The 20129-nt window shown below is 64.3% G+C and carries 21 protein-coding genes; 10 read left to right on the plus strand and 11 right to left on the minus strand.

From position 1 onward, the window contains the following. A complete protein-coding gene (locus EB233_RS06630; RefSeq protein ID WP_064989877.1) occupies window positions 1–420 on the minus strand; it encodes a rhodanese-like domain-containing protein in 420 nt (139 codons plus the stop codon). Window positions 421–529: 109 nt separating this feature from the next. On the opposite strand from EB233_RS06630, the gene ftrA reads away from it, so the two are divergent. After that, a complete protein-coding gene (gene ftrA / locus EB233_RS06635) occupies window positions 530–1543 on the plus strand; it encodes a transcriptional regulator FtrA (RefSeq protein WP_064989924.1) in 1014 nt (337 codons plus the stop codon). Between the two features lie 15 nt (window positions 1544–1558). Here ftrA and EB233_RS06640 read toward each other — a convergent pair whose 3' ends face one another. Next, window positions 1559–2701, minus strand: a complete 1143-nt coding sequence (locus tag EB233_RS06640; protein ID WP_064989878.1) for a citrate synthase — start codon at window positions 2699–2701, stop codon at window positions 1559–1561. Between the two features lie 93 nt (window positions 2702–2794). Between EB233_RS06640 and EB233_RS06645 the strand changes: the two genes are divergently transcribed. The 6 genes from EB233_RS06645 (at window position 2795) to EB233_RS06670 (ending at window position 10713) form a co-directional block, all read left to right on the plus strand. After that, on the plus strand, window positions 2795–3883 hold the full coding sequence (locus EB233_RS06645) for a citrate synthase/methylcitrate synthase (protein ID WP_064989925.1): 1089 nt from the start codon (window positions 2795–2797) through the stop codon (window positions 3881–3883). A 206-nt stretch (window positions 3884–4089) separates the two neighbouring features. Beyond that, window positions 4090–5220, plus strand: coding sequence for a patatin-like phospholipase family protein (locus EB233_RS06650; RefSeq protein ID WP_064989879.1), 1131 nt, complete (start codon window positions 4090–4092; stop codon window positions 5218–5220). Between the two features lie 306 nt (window positions 5221–5526). Continuing rightward, window positions 5527–5769, plus strand: coding sequence for a hypothetical protein (locus EB233_RS06655; RefSeq protein WP_155765362.1), 243 nt, complete (start codon window positions 5527–5529; stop codon window positions 5767–5769). Between the two features lie 258 nt (window positions 5770–6027). Continuing rightward, the gene (locus tag EB233_RS06660) at window positions 6028–7203 is read left to right on the plus strand and encodes an efflux RND transporter periplasmic adaptor subunit (RefSeq protein ID WP_081294105.1); all 1176 of its coding nucleotides are present in this window, start codon (window positions 6028–6030) and stop codon (window positions 7201–7203) included. Window positions 7204–7281: 78 nt separating this feature from the next. Beyond that, window positions 7282–10458: an efflux RND transporter permease subunit gene (locus tag EB233_RS06665; protein ID WP_064989880.1), complete on the plus strand. Its 3177-nt coding sequence runs from the start codon at window positions 7282–7284 to the stop codon at window positions 10456–10458. Between the two features lie 96 nt (window positions 10459–10554). Next, entirely contained in the window at window positions 10555–10713 is a 159-nt protein-coding gene (locus EB233_RS06670) for a DUF3309 family protein (RefSeq protein ID WP_032917548.1), read from the plus strand. 86 nt (window positions 10714–10799) lie between these two features. Here the strand turns inward: EB233_RS06670 and EB233_RS06675 are convergent, their stop codons facing one another. Next, window positions 10800–11759 carry an SDR family oxidoreductase gene (locus EB233_RS06675; RefSeq protein WP_064989881.1) on the minus strand — a complete coding sequence of 320 codons (960 nt, stop codon included), beginning with the start codon at window positions 11757–11759 and terminating at the stop codon, window positions 10800–10802. Window positions 11760–11818: 59 nt separating this feature from the next. Continuing rightward, window positions 11819–12028, minus strand: coding sequence for a DUF680 domain-containing protein (locus tag EB233_RS06680; protein WP_064989882.1), 210 nt, complete (start codon window positions 12026–12028; stop codon window positions 11819–11821). Window positions 12029–12144: 116 nt separating this feature from the next. On the opposite strand from EB233_RS06680, the gene EB233_RS06685 reads away from it, so the two are divergent. After that, window positions 12145–13059 carry a LysR family transcriptional regulator gene (locus EB233_RS06685; protein ID WP_064989883.1) on the plus strand — a complete coding sequence of 305 codons (915 nt, stop codon included), beginning with the start codon at window positions 12145–12147 and terminating at the stop codon, window positions 13057–13059. Here the strand turns inward: EB233_RS06685 and EB233_RS06690 are convergent. From EB233_RS06690 to EB233_RS31750, 4 genes are all read right to left on the minus strand, one after another. Then, complete coding sequence (locus tag EB233_RS06690; RefSeq protein ID WP_064989884.1) at window positions 13017–14198, minus strand: MFS transporter; 1182 nt, start codon at window positions 14196–14198, stop codon at window positions 13017–13019. The genes EB233_RS06685 and EB233_RS06690 overlap by 43 nt on opposite strands. 253 nt (window positions 14199–14451) lie before the next feature. After that, window positions 14452–14760 carry a DUF1244 domain-containing protein gene (locus tag EB233_RS06695; protein WP_027053905.1) on the minus strand — a complete coding sequence of 103 codons (309 nt, stop codon included), beginning with the start codon at window positions 14758–14760 and terminating at the stop codon, window positions 14452–14454. Between the two features lie 11 nt (window positions 14761–14771). Beyond that, entirely contained in the window at window positions 14772–15569 is a 798-nt protein-coding gene (locus EB233_RS06700; RefSeq protein ID WP_027053906.1) for an N-formylglutamate amidohydrolase, read from the minus strand. Between the two features lie 143 nt (window positions 15570–15712). Continuing rightward, on the minus strand, window positions 15713–15901 hold the full coding sequence (locus EB233_RS31750; protein ID WP_244277694.1) for a hypothetical protein: 189 nt from the start codon (window positions 15899–15901) through the stop codon (window positions 15713–15715). Between EB233_RS31750 and EB233_RS06705 the strand changes: the two genes are divergently transcribed. Next, the gene (locus EB233_RS06705) at window positions 15858–16304 is read left to right on the plus strand and encodes a DUF1036 domain-containing protein (RefSeq protein ID WP_244277693.1); all 447 of its coding nucleotides are present in this window, start codon (window positions 15858–15860) and stop codon (window positions 16302–16304) included. The two genes, EB233_RS31750 and EB233_RS06705, sit on opposite strands and share 44 nt — an antisense overlap. Beyond that, window positions 16301–17737: a pyruvate kinase gene (gene pyk / locus EB233_RS06710; protein ID WP_064989885.1), complete on the plus strand. Its 1437-nt coding sequence runs from the start codon at window positions 16301–16303 to the stop codon at window positions 17735–17737. Before EB233_RS06705 ends, pyk begins: the two co-directional genes overlap by 4 nt. Before the next feature lie 60 nt (window positions 17738–17797). Here pyk and EB233_RS06715 read toward each other — a convergent pair whose 3' ends face one another. The 3 genes from EB233_RS06715 to EB233_RS06725 form a co-directional block, all read right to left on the minus strand. Continuing rightward, window positions 17798–18262 carry a hypothetical protein gene (locus tag EB233_RS06715; RefSeq protein ID WP_064989886.1) on the minus strand — a complete coding sequence of 155 codons (465 nt, stop codon included), beginning with the start codon at window positions 18260–18262 and terminating at the stop codon, window positions 17798–17800. A 1-nt stretch (window position 18263) separates the two neighbouring features. Next, window positions 18264–19331 (minus strand): alpha/beta fold hydrolase, encoded by a 1068-nt coding sequence (locus EB233_RS06720; protein ID WP_064989887.1) that lies wholly within the window; start codon window positions 19329–19331, stop codon window positions 18264–18266. Window positions 19332–19452: 121 nt separating this feature from the next. After that, window positions 19453–20049: a tetratricopeptide repeat protein gene (locus tag EB233_RS06725; RefSeq protein WP_064989888.1), complete on the minus strand. Its 597-nt coding sequence runs from the start codon at window positions 20047–20049 to the stop codon at window positions 19453–19455. Between the last annotated feature and the right edge of the window lie 80 nt (window positions 20050–20129).

Below are 20129 nucleotides of genomic sequence, written 5' to 3' on the forward strand. Positions count from 1 at the left end.
TCATGCCCGCAGAGTACCGGGCTCCTTGCCCGAGGCGAAGGGAAGCTCTTCGTCCTGCCAGCCTGAAATGCCACCGATCATGATCTTGACCGGCAAGCCGAGGCTGGCCAGTTTGAAGGCTGCCCGATCCGCGCCATTGCAATGCGGGCCGGCGCAATAAACCACGAACAGCGTGCCTGCCGGCCATTCCGCCATCCGCCCGGCCGAAATCTCACGGTGCGGCAGGTGGAGTGCGCCCGGCACATGGCGGCGCTCATAGGCTTGCGGCGAACCGACCACATGCAGCAGCACAAAGTCCGGCTCGCCGGTGCGTAGAGTGGCGGCGACGTCGGAACAGTCGGTCTTGACCGAAAGCCGGTGCAGGAAATGGTCGCGGGCAATCTCCGGAGATGCCGCCGGTATGTCTGTCACGTAGCTCATTAGGCGTCCCCATCTCTGATGGAGCTCGTCTCCATCTGCTGATGGATCTGGGGTAGCGCAGCGGGCCAGGCGATTGCAGCTGGCAGCTTTGCCATATATCGTCAAGATCATGCCAAATATGCCCCTTGCCAATCCGCGTCCCATCAGTTCACCTCTTGCCAATCGGCTTGTCGTTGCCGTTGCCTATGACGGGCTGTGCACGTTCGAATTTGGCGTGGCGGCCGAGATGTTCGCCTTGCCCAGGCCGGAGATGGGCGCGGATTGGTACCGCTTCGCCGTCGCCGGCATAGATGCCGGTGAAATGCGCGCGATGGGCGGCGTGCGCATCGTCGCCGATGGCGGACCCGATCTGATCGGCGAGGCCGGCACGGTGATCGTGCCTGGATGGCGCGGCGTGGATTGTCCGGTGCCGCCATTGCTGATCGAAGCGCTTCGCAAGGCCAACGCGCGGGGCGCTCGTATCCTGTCCATCTGCTCGGGCGTCTTCGTGCTTGCCGCGGCCGGCCTGCTCGCAGGCAAGAAGGCGACCACGCATTGGCGCTACAGCGAGAGGCTGAGGGAGATGTATCCCGACATCGCCGTGGTCCCGGACGTCTTGTATATCGATGAGGGAAGCGTGCTGACATCGGCCGGAAGTGCTGCCGGCATCGATCTGTGCCTGCACCTGGTCCGGCGCGACTTCGGCACCAAGGCGGCCAACATGGTGGCGCGCCGCCTGGTCGTGCCGCCACATCGGGATGGCGGCCAGGCGCAATATGTCGAGAGCTCGGTTCCCGAGATCCATGAACGCAGCCGGCTTGGACCGTTGATCGACAGGATGCGCGCCGATATTTCCGCCGATTATCCCGTCGCCATCCTGGCCGGCCTGGCCGGGATGAGCGAGCGGACATTTCTGCGCCGGTTCGCGGCCGCAACCGGCGTCACGCCGGCGCGCTGGCTGCTTTCGGAACGGCTTTCGCGGGCGCGCACGCTACTGGAAGACACTGATATGCCGATCGAACGGATTGCCGAGACGGCCGGATTTGGCGCGGCTGCGACGTTACGGCATCACTTTCGTCAGCAGTTCTCGACCACGCCCGCCGCGTACCGGGCGCGGTTCGGGGCCAACGCCAGCTCCACCTGACGGCTTCACACGCCGTCAGGGCAACAGCCCCTCATAGCGGCCGCGCGGCCGGATGATGCTGCCGCTGACGATCTGTTCGACCATGTGCGCGGCCCAGCCGACGCTGCGTCCGAGCGCGAACAAATGGAAGGGCGCATCGCGCGGCAGGCCGAGGCCGCGCGTCAGCACGGCCAAGGTAAAATCGATGTTCGGGCGGGCGCCGGTCGCGGCAGTGGCGGCCGCTTCCAGTGCGCGCAAGGTCTCGTCGGTATTGCCGATGGCCGACAGAAGCGCCGTGGCCCGGGGATCGCCCTCGGGATAAAGCTGATGGCCGAACCCAGGCAGCGGCCGGTCATGGCCGAGCCAGCGCCGGATCGTGGCATCGGCGCCGTGGCGCGCCGCATCCTCCGCCAACTGCATCACGGCTTCGCCGGCCCCACCGTGCCGCGGGCCCGAAAGTGTCGCGAGGCCCGCCAGCAGGCAAGCGGCTGGCGAGGCGCCGGTCGAGGCCGCGACGCGGGCGGCGAAGGTCGAGGCGTTGAGTTCGTGATCGGCGAGCAGCACGAGGGCGCGGCGGATCGCTTCGGCGCCGCCATCATCGACCGACCAGCCCCGCGCCAGTCGCCGATGCACCGGATCCGGTCCCGCCGAGGCGCCAAGGGCGCCGGCGAGCGTGCCGATTGCGCGCGCGGCGTCAACGCACAGCGAGGCGGCGCTGCGCCCAAGCGAAGGTCGCCCCTGGCCGGCGAGCAGGGCGAGTTGCGTAAAAGCCTGGGCGCGGCCGAACTGATGCGGTGCATCCGGCGCAGGCGCCTCGAAATGGACCGGTTCAGGGAGGGTCCAAAGCACGCTGGCAGTCTCCTCCAACGTGGCATGGTCGGACAGCGCGGCGGCGTCCTGGCCGCGATAGATGAGCTGGCCGTGCCAAACGGTCGAGACCGCGGTGACGATCGACGGCTCACCCCAGGCAATGGCGCTTTCGGCGATGGCCGAGGGGCTGCGTCCGCGTGCCCTGCGCGTTGCAAGTGCTGCAATATCGTCGGCGCGATATTCGCTACGGCGCGGATCGGCGCGGTCCGGGCGCATGCCGATGCGCCCGCGGCTGACATAGGCATAGAGCGTCTGCGGCCGCACCTTGAGCCTCTCCAGCGCCTCCTCCCGCGACAACCATTCCGACATTTCTGGCCTTGATATTGATTCTATTGATCAAGATTGATGATCGCTTTGCCTAGCTCTATCTCCGATCCGCAAAAGCTTCAAGGAGACAAGGCCATGGCGAATGGGCTCGATGATGTGGTGGCGGCCGAAACCGTGCTGTCCGACGTGGATGGCCTGGGCGGCCGCCTGACGATCCGCGGCCATTCGCTGCCGGAACTGGCCGGACGATGGAATTATCCGCAAGTGGTGCGCCTGCTGCTCGATGGCTTCTTCGAGGATCTGCCTGATGATGCCGAACTGGCGACGAGGCTCGGCGAGGCCCGCGTCGAGGTGTTCGACCGGCTCCTGCCTTCGCTGACCTTGCTGGCGCCGCTTGACGTTTACAGCGCCATGCGCGCCGGGATGGCTCTTTTGCCCGACGGCGAGACACTGACGGACGCCTTACGGCTGATCGCGGCGCCGGCGGTGCTGACGCCTGCTCTGCTGCGCCTGCGGCGCGGTGAGCAGCCGGTGGCGCCGGACGACAAGGCTGGTCATGCCGTCGACATGCTGCGGATGCTCAGGGGTTCCGTTCCATCGCCGGCGACGGCAAAGGCGCTCGACACCTATCTGGTGACCGTCTGCGACCATGGTCTCAACGCCTCGACCTTCGCCACCCGCGTCGTCGCTTCGACATTGGCCGGGCTGACTTCGTCGGTGCTGGCAGGTCTAGGCGCGCTCAAGGGGCCGCTGCATGGAGGCGCGCCCGGCCCGGTCATCGAAATGCTCGACGCGATCGAGGCGCATGGCGACGCGGCCGGCTGGCTGCGCGACGAGATCGCGCATGGCAGGCGCATCATGGGTTTCGGCCATCGCATCTACCGCGTGCGCGATCCGCGCGCCGATGTGCTCAAAGCGGTTGTGCGGCAGCTCGGCGGCGAGGGTGAGACCGGCCGACGGCTGGCTTTCGCCGAAGAGGTCGAGCAGACGGCGCTCGAGGTGCTGCGGATCGCCAAGCCGCAGCGCTCGCTGCAGACCAATGTCGAGTTCTACACCGCGCTGGTGCTGGAAGCGGCGGGTTTTCCGCCGCAGGCTTTCAGCAACGTCTTTGCCGCCGGCCGCGTTGCCGGATGGATCGCGCATGCGCGCGAGCAGCAGACGACCGGACGGCTGATCCGTCCGCAATCGCGCTATGTCGGTCCGGTGACGGATCTGGTCGCTTAGGCTTCCCTGCCGATTCGAGACGCCAGCTCCTCCGCTTGAAGCGGAGGAGCTTTTCCGCATGACCGAAATTTCATGTGATCACGCGACCGTGTTCGTGTTCTTGCCTTGGTCCGTCCTTATATGCTGCACTGCAACATAGGTCGCCGGCAGTTGCTTCCTTTCAATGACGTGAGGGCAGCTTGGCGCATCAGCATGACAGGAACGCCATGACGAAGAACGGCAAGGCGGAGGAAAAGAAGAGGATCAACATCGCGCTTCAGGGCGGCGGCTCGCACGGCGCCTTTTCCTGGGGTGTGCTCGACCGGCTGCTGGAGGATGGCAGGCTGGAGATATCGGCCGTCTCCGGCACCAGCGCTGGCGCCATGAACGCCGTGGCGCTGGCCGACGGATATGTGCGCGGCGGTGTCGACGGGGCGCGCAAGAAGCTGGATGATTTCTGGCGTGCCGTGGCGGCGAAAGGCCGGTTCAGTCCGGTGCAACGGATGCCGTGGGACGTCGCCTGGGGCAATTGGTCGATCGAGAACACGCCGGGCTACGTCGTCTTCGACACCATGTCTCGGGTGTTCTCGCCCTATGTCGCCAACCCGCTCGGCCTCAATCCGCTGCGCGATGTGGTGGAGCAGGAGATCGACTTCAAGAATGTCCGTGCCTGCAAGTCGATGGAGCTGTTCATCTCCGCCACCAATGTCGAGACCGGGCAGTTGCGGGTTTTCTCCGACGGCGAGATCGACCTCGACACGGTGATGGCCTCGGCCTGCCTGCCGCAACTGTTCCGCGCCGTCGAGATCAAGGGCGTACCCTATTGGGATGGCGGCTATGGCGGCAATCCGGCGCTGTTCCCGTTCTTCAAGTCGGCGGCGACCGAGGATGTGCTTTTGGTGCAGATCAATCCGGTGGTGCGCGAGGGCACGCCAAAGAGCGCCAACGAGATCCAGAATCGGATCGACGAGATCACCTTCAACGCGGGGCTGTTGCGCGAATTCCGGTCGATCGCCTTCGTCAAGGAACTGATCGCCGCCGGCCGCCTGCCGCATGGCGAATACCGCGACATCCGCATGCACCGCATCGATGCCGACGAGGCGTTCAAGGATCTGTCGGCTTCGTCCAAGGTCAATGCCGAATGGGCGTTCCTGAGCTATCTCAGAGATCTCGGCCGCACCGCCGCCAGTGACTGGCTGGAGGAAAACTACGACGCCGTCGGCAAGCGGCCGACGCTGGATCTCTCGGGCGAACTCGGCGATGGCTACAAGCCGGTGCGTGGTCCAGCACCCGGCCGTCGGGTCAAGGAGTTTCTTGCCGCGCGCAAGAACCCGGAGGCGGAGCGCCGCCGGGCCTGAACCCGCCGGCGCCCGCTGTCATTGGATGGCGCCTGGCAATCCGGCGATCCGGCGGGTCGACAACCTTCGCGTGTGTGGGAGGCTTCATCATGCTGACGCCTGCTGCCAGCGACGTTGCGCGCTGTCGCACGGCATGGCTGGACAATGGTGCGCGGAGCGGTCCACACCAACCTCTGCGACCGGCACGGAAAATAGTCCGGGTTTACGCAGCCGCATTGTGCTCGTGGTGCATCGCGAACCGGTGGGCCTTTCCGATCCCCGACATTCCGTGCGGCAGCGTGTCGACGCCTCGCTGCGCCGGACCCTATGCCGGCGACCTGCCTCGGAGAACCTCGCCTGATTGGCGCGCCTTGGATTTTTGCGAGGAATCTCAATGTATTGGCCAACTTCACGAAGCCGCGCTTCGATATTGTTTCGCTGGCCGAAAATTTTCTGGCCCGTTCCTCGAAATGGTATCCTCGTAAAGTATCCAGCGAGGATGACGGCTCCATCCCGGCGTGCATCGCGCTGTCCGTCGGCAATGAAAGATCAGTCGTTCGAGGCTGGTGAGTAAAGGCGGATCGTGAGCTGGCTGCGAGGCCGCTGAACCAGTATTTTAGCAGATCGAGAACCGTTTCCCGGCGGCCACACCTTGCCCGGTCACGCAATGCTGCTGCAACTTTCGGACTATATTGCGGTGCAACTTTGATGTAGAAGCGCGCTCGCCTATCACGGCAATTTGAACACGGTCAGGCGCGCACCCATATCGGCGACGCGCCCGCGTCATCAAGGCGCGGTGCTGGCCGAACCCGCAGTGGAAAAATGACGATGCCTAAAATCAGGTTTCACAAGCTTGCAGCCATTGTTGTGCTCATCGGTTTCGCTGCGTGGATGGCGACAGGCGAGTTCTCGTCGGTCGGCAGCGTAGCGGCGAACAAAGCCAAGGCGGCCGAAGTTGAGCAGGGCAAGGCGCCGGACGCGAGCAAGCCGAAGGCGGCGGAAGCCGAACCGAAGGCGACGTTGCGCACCGTCGCGGTGGTGACGCCGCCGCGTAAGACCTATGCGCGCGCCATCCGCATTTCCGGGCTGACCGAGGCCGACAAGCGCGCGGTGCTGGCAACGCGTGTCGCCGGCGTCATCGACAAGCTGCCGGTCAAGCAGGGCGATCACGTCAAGACCGGCGACCTGGTGCTGATGCTCGCGGCGGAAGATAAGATCTCGATGGTCGACAACGCCAAGCAGCTTGTGGCGCAACGCCAGGCAGAGCTGGACGCAGCCCTGCGGCTGATGAAAACCGGAAACCTGCCCAAGCTGCAACTCGACACCGCGCGCTCCAATCTGACCCTGGCGCAGTCGCAGCTCGATACCGCCCAGGCCGAGCTAGACCGTAACGAAGTCAAGGCGCCATTCGACGGCGTCATCGACCGGGTACCGGTGGAACTCGGCAGCTCCGTCATGCAGGGCGGCGAGGTGGCGACCATCCTCAAGCTCGATCCGGTGATCGCGCGCGGCGAGATCAGCGAGCGCGACCTCGGCTACCTCAAGCTCGGCGACAAGGCCAATGTGCGGCTGGTCGGCGGCCAGACGGTCGAAGGCACGGTGCGCTACATCAGCCGCGATGCGTCGTCGGCGACCCGCACCTTCCGTATCGAGGTCGCCATTCCAAATGGCGACGGCTCGGTGCCGGCCGGCATGACGGCGGAAATCCAGCTCAGCGCGCTGCCGACCGACGCGGTGCTTTTGCCGCGTTCGGTGGTGACGCTGGGCGACAAGGGCGATCTCGGCATCCGCGCCGTCGGCAAGGACAACAAGGTGGCGTTCTTCCCGATCGACCTCGTCGACGACACGCCGACCGGCCTCGTGCTTGGCGGCATCCCGGCCGATGCGCGCATCATTGTTGCCGGTCAGGAGCTGGTGAAGGAAGGCGATGAGGTCAAGCCCGTCGAGGCCGACCAGGCGACCATCAACAAGCTGATCGGCGAAGCCACCGCCGGCACGCAGTAGCGCAGCGACGCCGGCGCCGGGCCTTGCCCGGCGACAGGCTTCGCTCGCCACTCTCGAAAGCAACAGCAGGCACACCTCATGGATATCGTCAGACTCGCAATCAACAATGCCCGCCTGACCATCTCGGTCCTGGTCTTCCTGCTGATCGCAGGCTGGGTCGCCTATCAGTCGACGCCGAAGGAAGCGGAACCCGACGTTCCTATCCCTATGATGTATGTCAGCCTGATCTATCAGGGCATTTCGCCGGAGGATTCGGAGCGGCTTCTGCTGCGGCCGATGGAAAGCAAGCTGAAAAGCCTGAAGGGCCTCAAGGAAATGCGCTCGGCCGCCTTCCAGGGCGGCGGCTATGTGCTGGTCGAGTTCCAGCCGCAGACGAACCTGGCGACGGCACTGCAGGATACACGCTCCAAGGTGCAGGACGGCAAGGCGGACCTGCCGCAGGCGGCCGAGGAGCCTGTCGTCACCGAGGTCAACATCTCCGAGTTTCCGGTGCTCGTCGTCACCCTGTCAGGCGAGTTGCCCGAACGCGTGCTGGCCGCCGCCGCGCGCGAACTGCGCGACCGCATCGAGGAAGTCCCCGGCGTTCTCGAAGGCTCGCTGCAGGGCTCCCGCGACGATCTCGTCGAAGTCGTCATCGATCCGATGAAGCTGTCGTCCTATGGCTTGCAGCTCGACCAACTGATCGGCGCCGTCGGCGCTTCCAACAGCCTGGTCGCCGCCGGCAATATCGAAGGCTCCGAAGGCAAATACGCCGTCAAAGTGCCGTCGCTGATCGAAACCCCCGAGGATGTGGCGGCGCTGCCGGTGGTTGCCGGCCCCAATGCCGTCGTGCAGGCCAAGGACATAGCGACGATCCGTTCGACCTTCGCCGACGCCACGACGATCACGCGCCTCAACGGCAAGCCGGCCATCGCCATCGAGGTGAAGAAGCGCATCGGCGCCAATCTGATCGACACGCTGACGAAGGTCAGGGAGGTGTCCGACACCTTCGTCAAGACCATGCCCGAGGGCATGCACGTCACCTACACGCAGGACAAGTCGGTCTTCGTCAACCAGCTGCTCGGCGACCTGCAGAATCACGTGATGATCGCCGTCATCCTGGTGTTCATCGTCATCCTCTACGCGCTGTCCGGGCGTGCCTCGCTGCTCATCGGGCTGGCCATTCCATCATCCTTCCTGATCGGCATCCTGCTGTTGGCGATGATGGGCTACACGATCAACATGATCGTGCTGTTCAGCCTCATCCTGGCGGTCGGCATGCTGGTCGACGATGCCATCATCGTCACCGAATTCGCCGAACGGCGCATGAGCGAGGGTATGCCCAAGCAGGAAGCTTTCGCGCTCGCCGCCAAGCGCATGGCCGGTCCGGTCATCGCGGCGACGATGACGCGCATCGCCGCCTTCTCGCCGCTGCTGTTCTGGCCCGGCATCATCGGCGATTTCATGAAGTACATGCCGATCACGCTGATCGTCACACTGTCGGCATCGATGCTCTATGCGCTGGTCTTCGCGCCGACACTGGGCGCAATCTTCGCCAAGGCGCCGCAGCATCACGAGGATGGCAATCGCGACGGCTGGTACATGGCTGTCGTCAAACAGGCGGTACGCTTCCCCATCACCGTGATGGTGCTCACCGTCGTCCTGCTGGCCGGCATCTTCGTCGGCTATTCGAAGTACGGTGCCGGCGTCGAGTTCTTCCCGAGTGTCGAGCCCGACTACGGCCTGCTCTACGTGCATGCCCGCGGCAACCTTTCGCTGGCCGAAATGGACACGGCGACCAAGATTGCCGAAAACAGGCTGCTCGGCTGGCCCGGCATCAAGTCGGTCTATACCCGCGTCGGCAAGTCGCAAGGCGGCGGCCAGGATGTGCCGGAGGACGTCGTCGGTGTCATCCAGTATGAGTTCATCGACTGGCGCGAACGCAAATCGGCCAATGATATCCTGAACGATCTGCGCGGCGTCATGGCCGGCATTCCCGGCGTCGACGTCGAGGTTCGCGTTCCGGAAGCCGGGCCGCCGACCGGCAAGCCGATCCAGATCAGGCTTTCGGCGGTCGATCCCAAGGGGCTCGACGACAAGGCTCGGGCCGTTGCCGCGCGCATTGCCAAGGTGCCTGGCGTCATCGACATTTCCGATGGCCTGCCGCCGCCCGGCGTCGACTGGGCGCTCGAGGTCGACCGGGCCAAGGCCGCGCAATACGGTATCAGCCCGACTTCGGTTGGTACGGTAGTGCAGCTCGTCACCAATGGTCTGAAGCTGTCGGAATACCGACCCGCCGGCGCCGACAAGGCGGTCGACATCCGGCTGCGCCTGCCGGAGGACCGGCGCACGCTGTCGACGCTCGACGAGCTCAGGGTGCAGACCTCGCAAGGATCGGTGCCGATCTCGAACTTTGTCGTCCGCAAGGCGAAGCCGAGCGTCGGCATCCTCAACCGCATCGACGGCGCCCGCACCGTGGTGGTGCAGGCCAACGTTACGGCTGGCGCCCAGGTCGCCGCCGTCCAGCAGGAGGTTACCCAGGCCGTCACCGACATGGGCCTCGGCAGCGGCATCCGCTGGAAGCTGGCCGGCTCCAACGAGGACAGCGCTGAAGCCAGCGCCTTTCTCAGCAAGGCCTTTGGTGCCGCGATCTTCCTGATCTTCCTGGTGCTGCTGGCGCAGTTCAACAAGTTCACCAGCGTCTGGCTGGTGCTGTCCTGCGTGGTCATGGCGACGATCGGCGTTTTCCTTGGCCTGCTAATCACCGGCGAGACGTTCGGCATCGTCATGTCGGGTATCGGCGTCATCGCGCTGGCCGGCGTCGTGGTGAACAACAACATCGTGCTGATCGACACCTATGACCGGCTGCGTGAAGAAGGCTGGGACAAGATGGACGCGGTGCTGCAGACCTGCCGCGAGCGTGCGCGTCCGGTGGTGCTGACGGCGGTGTCGGCGATCCTCGGCGTGCTGCCTATCGCCTTCGGCCTGGGGCTGGAAATCTTCCATCACGAGACGACGATCAACGCGCCGTCGACGCAATGGTGGATCTCGCTTTCCTCGGCGATCGTCTTCGGCCTGTCCTTCGCCACCGTGCTGACGCTGGTGGTGACGCCGTCGATGCTGATGGTGTTCACCCGCGCCAAGGTCAAGCCCGGTGCGCGGCGCGGCTTGTTCAGCCGGCTGTTCCGGCGCGGCAAGGGCGAGATATCGTCGGAGGCGACGGCAGCGGAAGCCGGCGCGGAACCCGCGATCGCCTTTCCGAAAGCCGCCGAATAGGCAAGCTGCGTGATTTGGGATGCAAAAGGCCGCCCGGAACCACCGGGCGGCCTTTTGCATTGTTCCCCCGCACGAATTCACACGCGGGGTCTCTTCATGCCGATCAGCACCATCGTCATCATCGTCCTGATCCTTGTCATCATCGGCGCGGTGCCGGCGTGGCCGCATTCGCGCTCGTGGGGTTATGGACCGTCGGGTATTCTTGGCGTGGTGCTGGTAGTGGTTCTGGTGTTGCTGCTGATGGGGCGGCTCTGAGTTGGCTCGCCGCCCTCGAGCAATTGCTGGAAAAGTGTCAAACCGCTTTCCCTTCGGAATTGCGTCAAAACAGAGAGATAGAGCGTTCAGGCAGCTTTCGAAACGCCGTTCACAGTGGCGATGCCGATATCGCCGAGGGCCTGCCCAACAGCCTGATCCAGTGGCGTATGCGGTATCTCGCCGATGATGCCGGCCAGCCGTGTCGAGACCAGCTGGTGCGGTTCGAAGCGCAGGTAGGACATCGAGACGATCTCGCGCCACATCGCCACGAACGGGCTGCCGGCACGCAACACCCACCAAGGCATCGAAGTCATCTTGAGCGAGCGGCCGACCGCCTTCTCCGCGGCAGCCTTGATCTCCAGGTCGGTGACCGCGTGGCCGGGAAAGTTCAGCGCCTCGTAGGGGCCGAGCTTGTCGAGGTTCCTGGCCAGCGCGACGAAGCCTACGGCGAAGTCCGGCAGATAGGCCCATTCATGTACGAGGTCGGCGGGGCCGGGCGCAGTGTAGACGCCTTTGCCTATCTTGGCAGCGACGACAAGGTCGAACCAGGAACCGCTGCCGGTGCCGCCGAAGAAATCGCCAGCCCGCAAGATAATGGTGCGCACGTGGCCCGCGTCTGCCTCGCGGCGGAACAGCTCCTCCATGGCGCAGCGGATGCGGCCCTTTTCGGTCGTCGGATGGAACGGCGTGTCTTCCGTAATCACCGCCGGCATCGGCGAGCCGTAATTGTAGACGGTGCCGGGGAACAGATGCAGCGCGTTGTTGGCATGACAGGCGGCCATGACATTTTCGGCCATCGGCAGGCATTTGCCCCAGTCGGTGTAGATGGGGTTCAGGCCGTTGAAGATGATGTCGACACCTTCGGTGGCGCGGATCAGCGACTGACGGTCCAGCGCATCGCCGGCGACCGCCGTGGCGCCCTTGAGTTCGGCCGGCACCTTGCCGGTGCGGGTGACGGCGCGGACATCGAAGCCGGCGTCGATGAAGGCTTTGGCGACCACGCGGCCGAGCCGGCCATTGGCGCCGAGAATTGCGATCTTGGTCATTGTTCGTCTCCTTGTTCGAGGCGACGGGACCAGCCCGTCGCTTCGGGATTTCTCTTGGCTCAGCGATTGCCGAAGAGGTCGCGGTTGCTGCCCTGGACGACCGGCTTCCGATCGGTCCCATCAGATTTGCCGATCGACGTGGTGATCGTGGTGTCGGTGCTGGCGGCGACCGGCTGGCTGGCATTGTCCGAGCCGTACCTGTCGCTGCCGGCAAAAGCGGAGCTGGCGGCGATGAGGAGGGCGGCGGCGGTAAGTGCGATCTTGGTCATTTCGAAGTTCTCCTTGGTTGGTGATTGCAGTCCGTATTGGTGTTTGCAGGCGAATATGATTGCCTGATCGATGAATTGAAATTGACCATGGATGCAGGTTTGATATTCATTCTTGAATGGCAGAAATCGACTGGAACTTGATCAAGAGCTTCGTCACGGTCGCGGAAACCGGCAGCCTCTCGGCCGCGGCGCGAAAGCTGTCGGCCAGCCAGCCAACGCTTGGGCGTCACATCTCGGAATTGGAACAGGCGCTCGGCGTTACGCTGTTCCGTCGCGGTCGAAGCGGCTATGCGCTGACGGAAGCCGGGGCCACCCTGTTCGAGCGCGGCAAGGCGGTCAGCGAGCAGGCGAGTGCTTTTTCACGGCTGGCGCTGGGTTCGGTCGAGGCGATCGAAGGCACCGTGCGCATCGCCGCCAGCGAAGTGGTGGCGGCCTATGTGCTGCCCGAAATGATGGCGCGGCTCGGCATCGAGGAGCCCGGCATCGAGGTCGAGATCGTCGCCTCGAACCAGGTCGAGAACCTGCTGCGCCGGGATGCCGACATCGCCATCCGCATGGTCAAGCCGGCGCAGAACGAACTGGTAGCGCGCAAGGTCTGCGATATCCCGCTCTGCGCCTGTGCGGCCATTGCCTATCTCGACCGGCGCGGCCGCCCGCTCGGGCCGGCCGACCTCGCGGATCACCCCTTGATCGGCTTCGATCGCAGCGACGAGATGATCCGGGGCTTTACGCAAGCAGGCATTCCGGTCACCCGAAGCAGCTTCCGCTTCAGGGCCGACAACCAGATGGTCCTTTGGGAGGCGGTGCGGGCGGGAAACGGTATTGGCCTTGGCCAGGAGCCGCTGGCCGATCGCGATCCGCTGGTGGAGAAGGTGCTGCCCGGCCTGCCGCTGCCCGACCTGCCGGTATGGCTGGCGATGCATCGCGACGTGCGCAGAAGCATGCGCATCCGTCGCGTGGCCGACTTTCTCCATGAGGAGTTGAAACGTTATTCGGCTGGTGCGACGTCGGGGGCGAATTCGGCGCGGTGAGCGAGCCCCGCCATCAGCAAGACGACGATCAGCAGCACCGACATGGCGATGAAGATCGGTCCGAAGCTGGAATGTTCGGCGACGAAGCCGATCGCCGACGGCGCCACCAGGATGCCGGAATAGCCCATGGTGGTGACGACGCTCATGCCGGTGCCCGATGACATGCCTTCCTGGTTGCCGCCGGCCGAGAAGATGATCGGCACCATGTTGGCGATGCCAAAGCCGCACAGCGCAAAGGCCGATATGGCGAGCCAGGGGGAGGGCGACAGGCCGGCGACCAGCATGCCGGCGGCCGCGACGATGGCAGAGCCGCGCAGCGTCATCACCGCGCCGAAGCGGTTGCGCACGCCGTCACCGAAGAAGCGCATGATCGCCATGACGCCGGAAAAGGCAGCGTAGGCAAGACCGGCGACGGCGAGGTCGGCGCCGAGTTCCTGCCGCAGATACAGCGCCGCCCAGTCGAGCACCGCGCCTTCGGAGATCATCGTCAGCAGGGCCATAAGCCCAATCAGGTAGACCAGCGGGTTTGCCGGCAGAGCGAATTTGTGATGCTCGGCCGCCTGCGGCCTGTCCTCGGCGACGAGATAACCGACCGCCAGCGCTATCGCCGCGAAGGCAAGCGCGGTCACGACCGCGGCATGGGCGAGGTGGCCGTATTGTTGGATGGCAAAGCCGCCGAGCGCGCCGCCGGCGAAACCGCCAAGGCTCCAGAAGCCGTGCGAGGACGACATGATGGCGCGGGACAGTTTTCGCTCAACCACCACCGCATTGGCATTCATGGCGACGTCCATGCCGCCGATCGAGCCGCCGAAGATGAACATGGCGATGGCCGCCAGCGGCACGTTGGGCGCCAGCGCCACGACAAGCAGGCCGAGGCTGCCGCAAAGGCCGAACCAGCGCAGCACGGTGCGCGAGCCATGTTTCGAAATCAGGTGGCCGCACCAGGTCATGGCGGTGACCGCGCCGGCGCCGAACAACAGGATCAACAGGCCGAGTGTGAACTTCGAGATGTCCAGCCGGGTCAGGAACACCGGGATCTGCGGCGCCCAGCTGCCGGTCAGGAAGCCATTGGCGAGGAAAATGGCCGCCACGGCCCATCGCCCGCGAATGGCAATTTGCATGGCGTTCGAGACGTTCATAAGGCGAATCCGGTCCAAAAATGGTTGCGCGCGGCAAATTAGATCGATTCAATTCGTAGTCAAGCGATTGCAGCGGGAAAGGCTTGGACCAAGATATGAAGCGTAACGGTGAGCGTGCGTGGCGGACTATGTACGTTGGCCCTTGGCCGAGACATCCTCCACGTCGTCATCCACGGGCGGAGCAAGGAGCGAGGCGACGCGCGTAGACCCTAGAATGACGAAGCCGTGAGGTCCGCGAGCAAGGCGCTTCGGCTTAGTGGTCCCTCGGCCGCCTGGCCTCGAACTCCGCCTTCTTGGCATCCGACGCTTCGGTCTGGTTGAGCGCCTGCCAGTCGGCATAGGGCATGCCGTAGACGATCTCGCGCGACTGATCCTTGGAGAGATCGACGCCCTCGGCATTGGCCGCATCGCGATACCAGTTCGACAGGCAGTTGCGGCAGAAGCCGGCGAGATTCATCAGGTCGATGTTCTGCACGTCGCTGCGTTCCCGGAGATGCTCGATCAGCCGGCGAAAGGCCGCCGCCTCGAAGTCGCGCTTCTGCTCGTCGCTGAGTTCGGTCATCGAAACCTCCGTCATAACGGCCCGGTGCGCGAGCCGAACATCCTTACCGCATGTATATCGGGACGGCGGTCGATGGCGTCAACGATCGGCGCCAGACGCTGCGCCCAGGCGACCGCACCCTTCTGGTCCGAAATCAGGTCTTGACGGATTTCGATCAGCGCGTGGGCGTAGCCATTGACGATGGCATGCCTGAACATGGTGTCGCCGCGCAGCGCGCCGTCATAGGGCTCATTGTCACCGACGACGAGGTTCTTGTCTTCGGCAAGCATGTCGATCAGCGGCCGCGCCACCCGGTCGTCCTTGTCCCACAGAATGCCGACATGCCAGGGACGTTGCCTGCCTTGCATGGCGGGCGTGAAGGAATGCACCGAGAAGATGAAGGGCGCCAAGCCGGAAGCCTGCGCGACCGAGGCAATCATGGCGCCGACGGCGTCGTGATAAGGCCTGTAGAAGCGATCGAGCCGCCTTTCGCGCTCCTCCGGCGCGATAGGATAGTTTCCCGGCACGACGGTGCCGTCATAAAGCTGGCGAATGAGCGTCGGATCGTCCTCGCCGCGATTGGGGTCGATCAAGAGCCGCGAAAAATTGGCGATCACCGCTGGCACGTCGAGCGTGGCGGCGAGTTCGCGTGTCACCGCCTCGACGCCGATATCATAAGCGATGTGGCGCTCAAATTCCGCCGCGGGCAGGCCGAGGCTGCCATAGTCGTCGGGCAGGTCGCGGCGGGCATGATCGGCCAGAAGCACGATGCCCCGCTTGCGGTCGCCCTCGACAATGTCGAAAGGCGCGAAAACTGTGGATCGGGTCATTGGCGGGAAATGGTCTGTTCGCTGGCTTCCGGGGAGGATGCTATCGTCATTCCACGAAGACGACGCGTGCGCAATGCCGTTGTTTGGCCAAGGTTTCCCGGGAAATCTGGCAAGGGGCGACGGATAGTGCGCCGGGAGCCTTCCTAAATCGATTGGAATTGATCAAAACGGCGCGTTGACATGCGCCCGGACTTTTCCGAAAAGGGGCGCAGAGAGATGCTGATGTGGTTCTTGAGGGGTTTTTGGATGAGGTCCGCCGGCAGGCAGCGCATGCGCTCCGCCTTTGCCATGCCGTTCCTGATCCTGACCGTTGGCGTGTCGGCGATGGTCATGGCCTCGCCGGCCCGCGCCGATTTCCGCGTCTGCAACGCCACGCAGAACCTGGTCGGCGTCGGCATCGGCTATCGCGCCAAGGCCGGCTGGATCACCGAGGGCTGGTGGCACATCGAAGGATCGAGCTGCAAGACGCTGATCGAAGGACCGCTGTCATCAAGGTTTTACTATCTTTATGCAGAAGACGCCGAGCGCGGCGGGCGCTGGGACGGCCCGATCAACATGTGCGTGGCTGAAAAAGAGTTCAAGATCGCCGGCGTAAACGACTGCGTCGCCCGGGGCTTCCAACGCGCCGGATTTCAGGAATATGACACGGGCGAACAGGCAAGCTGGATGGTCCAGCTGACCGATGAGCCCGCAACGGGAGGCGCTCCAGCCGCCCCGGGAACCAACAGTCAATGAGACGTAGCCGCAAGGTCAAGATCCTAGCCACAATCGGTCCGGCCTCCTCCTCCGAGGAGATGCTGAAGAAATTGTTCGAAGCGGGCGCCGACGTGTTCCGCATCAATATGAGCCATACCGATCATGAATTGATGCGCACGCTGGTCGGCCGCATCCGCGCCGTCGAGGAAAAGGTCGGCCGGCCGATCGGCATTCTCGCCGACCTGCAAGGGCCGAAGCTGCGCGTCGGCAGGTTCGCCAATGGCAAGGAAGTGCTGACGCCGGGCCAGACCTTCACGCTGGACGACAATCCCGAGCCCGGCACGTCGACCAGGGTATACCTGCCGCATCCGGAGATCCTGAGTTCGGTCGAGGCGGGTCACCGTCTTTTGATCGACGACGGAAAGCTCGAGCTGAAGGCGGTGAAGAGCGATGGGAAGTCGATCACCTGCACCGTCGTCGCCGGCACCACGATTTCCGACAAGAAGGGCGTCAGCCTGCCCGATACCGACCTGCCGGTCGGCGCGCTGACCGAGAAGGACCGCAAGGATCTCGACGCGGTGCTCGCCACGGGCGTCGACTGGATCGCGCTGTCCTTCGTGCAACGCCCCGAAGATTTGGCCGAAGCGCGCAAGATCGCGCGCGGCCGGGCGCTGATCATGGCCAAGATCGAAAAGCCGCAGGCCGTTGCCCGGCTGGCCGAGATCATCGAATTGTCCGACGCGCTGATGGTCGCCCGCGGCGATCTCGGTGTCGAGATGCCGCTGGAGGCTGTGCCCGGCATCCAGAAGCAGATCACGCGCGCAGCGCGCCGCGCCGGCAAGCCGGTGGTGGTCGCCACGCAGATGCTGGAATCGATGATCACCGCCCCGGTCCCGACCCGCGCCGAAGTCTCCGACGTCTCGATCGCGGTGTTCGAGGGCGCCGACGCCATCATGCTGTCGGCGGAATCGGCGGCGGGTGCCTATCCGGTCGAAGCCGTGGCGATGATGAACCGCATCGCCACCAAGGTCGAAACCGATCCGACCTATGCCGGCATCATCAATGCCCAGCGCTCCGAGCCGGAAGCGACCGGCGCCGACGCCATTTCGCTGGCGGCCCGCGAGATCGCCGAAACGCTGAAACTGGCGGCGATCATCACCTATACGGCGTCCGGCACCACCGGCCTGCGCGCCGCGCGTGAGCGGCCGCAGGTGCCGATCATCGCGCTGTCGCCGATCCTCAATACCGCGCGGCGGCTATCGCTCTTGTGGGGCACGCATTGCGTCGTCTCGCCGGATGCCATCGATCTCGACGACATGGTCAACCGCGCCTGCCGCATCGCGCTGGAAGAAGAGTTCGGCAAGCCTGGCGACCGCGTCATCATCACGGCCGGTGTGCCGCTGAGGACGCCGGGCTCGACCAACATGCTGCGCATCGCCTATGTCGGATCGGAAGCGCAAAGCAGCCGCTAGAGCGGTTCATCCTTCACGGAAAGGTCGCCTGAGTGCTTCCGAGTCGCGGCCTGACGGATTTCATGCCGTCGCGATCCTCAGCGCTCTCGTCGCGGCTTCAGCATGGTCTATGCGCTGAAGAAACCGCCGCGCCCGAGAAATGGGGTCATGTAGATATTGGTCCGGCCCCAGCATCTTTCGCTGATTCAATTCGGCCGTCTCGAGCAAGTCGAAATCAACCTTCTCTATCGCGCAGTTCCAGCCGGCACTGTGAGAGGTCCAGCCCCTTCGATGATGGTCCAGGAGGCGCACGCGGCCGGAGTAGCTGTGGTAGTCGAAGGCGATCGTGCCGTTCGTCACATAGACATGGTTTCCCGAAAAGTTGTCAGCGGGGATGATCCGTTCCGCATAGAATCCTTCAACGGGGGGATGTTCCAGGAAAGCACCTGCAAGAATGTGGCACGCGCCGTAACCGAAAAAGATGCGATCAGGCAGCGCCCACCGCCTTTCCGGGTCTTTCTTTATTCCATGCTTGAGGACGTACATGTCAGCCCGGCGCCAGTTCGGCTTGAGGCTCTTTGATGTCGGGGCATATGCCCACGCCATAGGCGTCGCCTGATATCCGCGCCTCCACCGTTCTGGCCATCGCCTCCAGATCGATCTCCTTGCCGGCGACTTTCTCGATGGCACCGACGACGAGGTCGCCGGCGATCCAGTCCGGCTTGTGGCCGAGATTGTGGACCCAGACCAGCTCGGCGCCGGCTATGTCGCGCACCAGGCCGACGGAGTGGATATGCGCGTAGACAACCTTGTCGCGGTCGCCCGAAATGACGACGGTCGGCGCCGTGATCTCGTTATAGCGCGGTGCGGCTCCCAGCGCATAGCTGTAGAGGCCGGCGACGTCGGTGGCGTTGGCGCGAAATGCCGCCGGCCGCAGCACCATCGGGATCGAGGCGTTGCCGAGATAATTGTCAGGCACTTTGTTGGGCGAGAACACGCAAGTCGTGGCATCAGCCATCTGCAGCGTTCCGGCCGGATAGGTCAGGGTCTCGGAAAACAGCCGGCCGATCAGCGGAACGGTGGTCAGGTCGTAGTACCAGGACGTCGCGCCTCCCGGCCACGGATGGGTCGCCGGCGCCAGGAAGACGAGACCGAGCGTCTTGTCCGCATGCTCGCGGCCGAAAGCGGCTGTGACGACGCCGCCGAAGGAATGGCCGACGATGACTGCTTGTCTGATGCCGAGACGGTCCATCAGGGCGGCGATGGTGGCGGCCTGCGCCGATGGGTTTTCATTGTTGCCGGGGCCGCGGCCCGACCAGCCAAAGCCCGGCCGGTCGAAGAACAGCATCTCGGCGCGGCCTTCGAGCAGCGGCCGTAGCGGCAGCATCTGGTCCCTGAGATTGGCGCTGGCCCCGTGGATGAAGACGATCGGCGGCAGGTCGGCGTTGGCGGGGCGGGGAATGTGAACGTAGTGGATGCGGACGCCGCCGATGTCGGCGAATTCACCAATCGGAGGATTGCGGCGCTCGATCAGCCACGAGCCGACGCGGGTGACGCCGACTAGGGTGAAAACGAGTGCGAGGAGAAAGGCAAAGGCGGCGTAGATCAGGTTCATCCGGGGAGATACGGGGGTGGAGGGGAATAAGTTGTGGGGTAGGGCACTAGGGTCATGCGTCCAGCAGCACAATCCACTCCCTACTGCCTTACTGCCCTATTCCCTTACTCCCTTCAGAGCATCAAATTCCTTCGCCGGCCAGCTCTTCGGAAAGTGTCGCGACCTGGTCCTGGGCGCTGCGCATCATCGGGTAGATGGCCAGAACCTTCTGCCAGGCCTCGAGCGCTGATTGCTTGTGGCCGGTCAGCGCCATGATCTGCGCCAGACCCGACAGCGCACCGAAATGGCGCGGCTCGAGCTGAAGCGTGCGCTCAATGTCGGACATCGACTTGCCGTAGTTCTTCATCATGAAATGCACCGTGGCGCGCCGGTTCCAGCCTTCGGCATAGGTAGGCTGCAAGGTCACCACCTGGTCGAGGAAATCGAGCGCGACGTCGAATTTCTGGTTGTCCATCGCTTTTTGCGACCACAGCATCATCAGGTCGATCGAGGCGCTGCCGGACTGGAACCATTCGCTCCAGATGTTGCCGGCGATGCGTTCGGCCGCCTTTTCGTTGCGCTCGCGCTTCAGGTCGGAAAACAGCTTGTCGAGCCGGGCCTGTTTCGTCATCGGCGCGGCATCCGGGGTGGCCGGCGCTGCCGGCTGATCGTCCGCGGCCGTGGCCGGCAGGGCGCCGGAAACGAGCAGGGCTGTCAAAAATGCAAAAAGAATCCGCATCGCCCGATCCTAGTCCCGGGCGGCGGAACAGCAAAGTGATTTTAGCGTAAAGGGGTCGGCAGGCCGACAAGCATCAATTG

The sequence above is a fragment of the Mesorhizobium erdmanii genome (assembly GCF_013170725.1).
Lineage (GTDB): Bacteria > Pseudomonadota > Alphaproteobacteria > Rhizobiales > Rhizobiaceae > Mesorhizobium > Mesorhizobium erdmanii.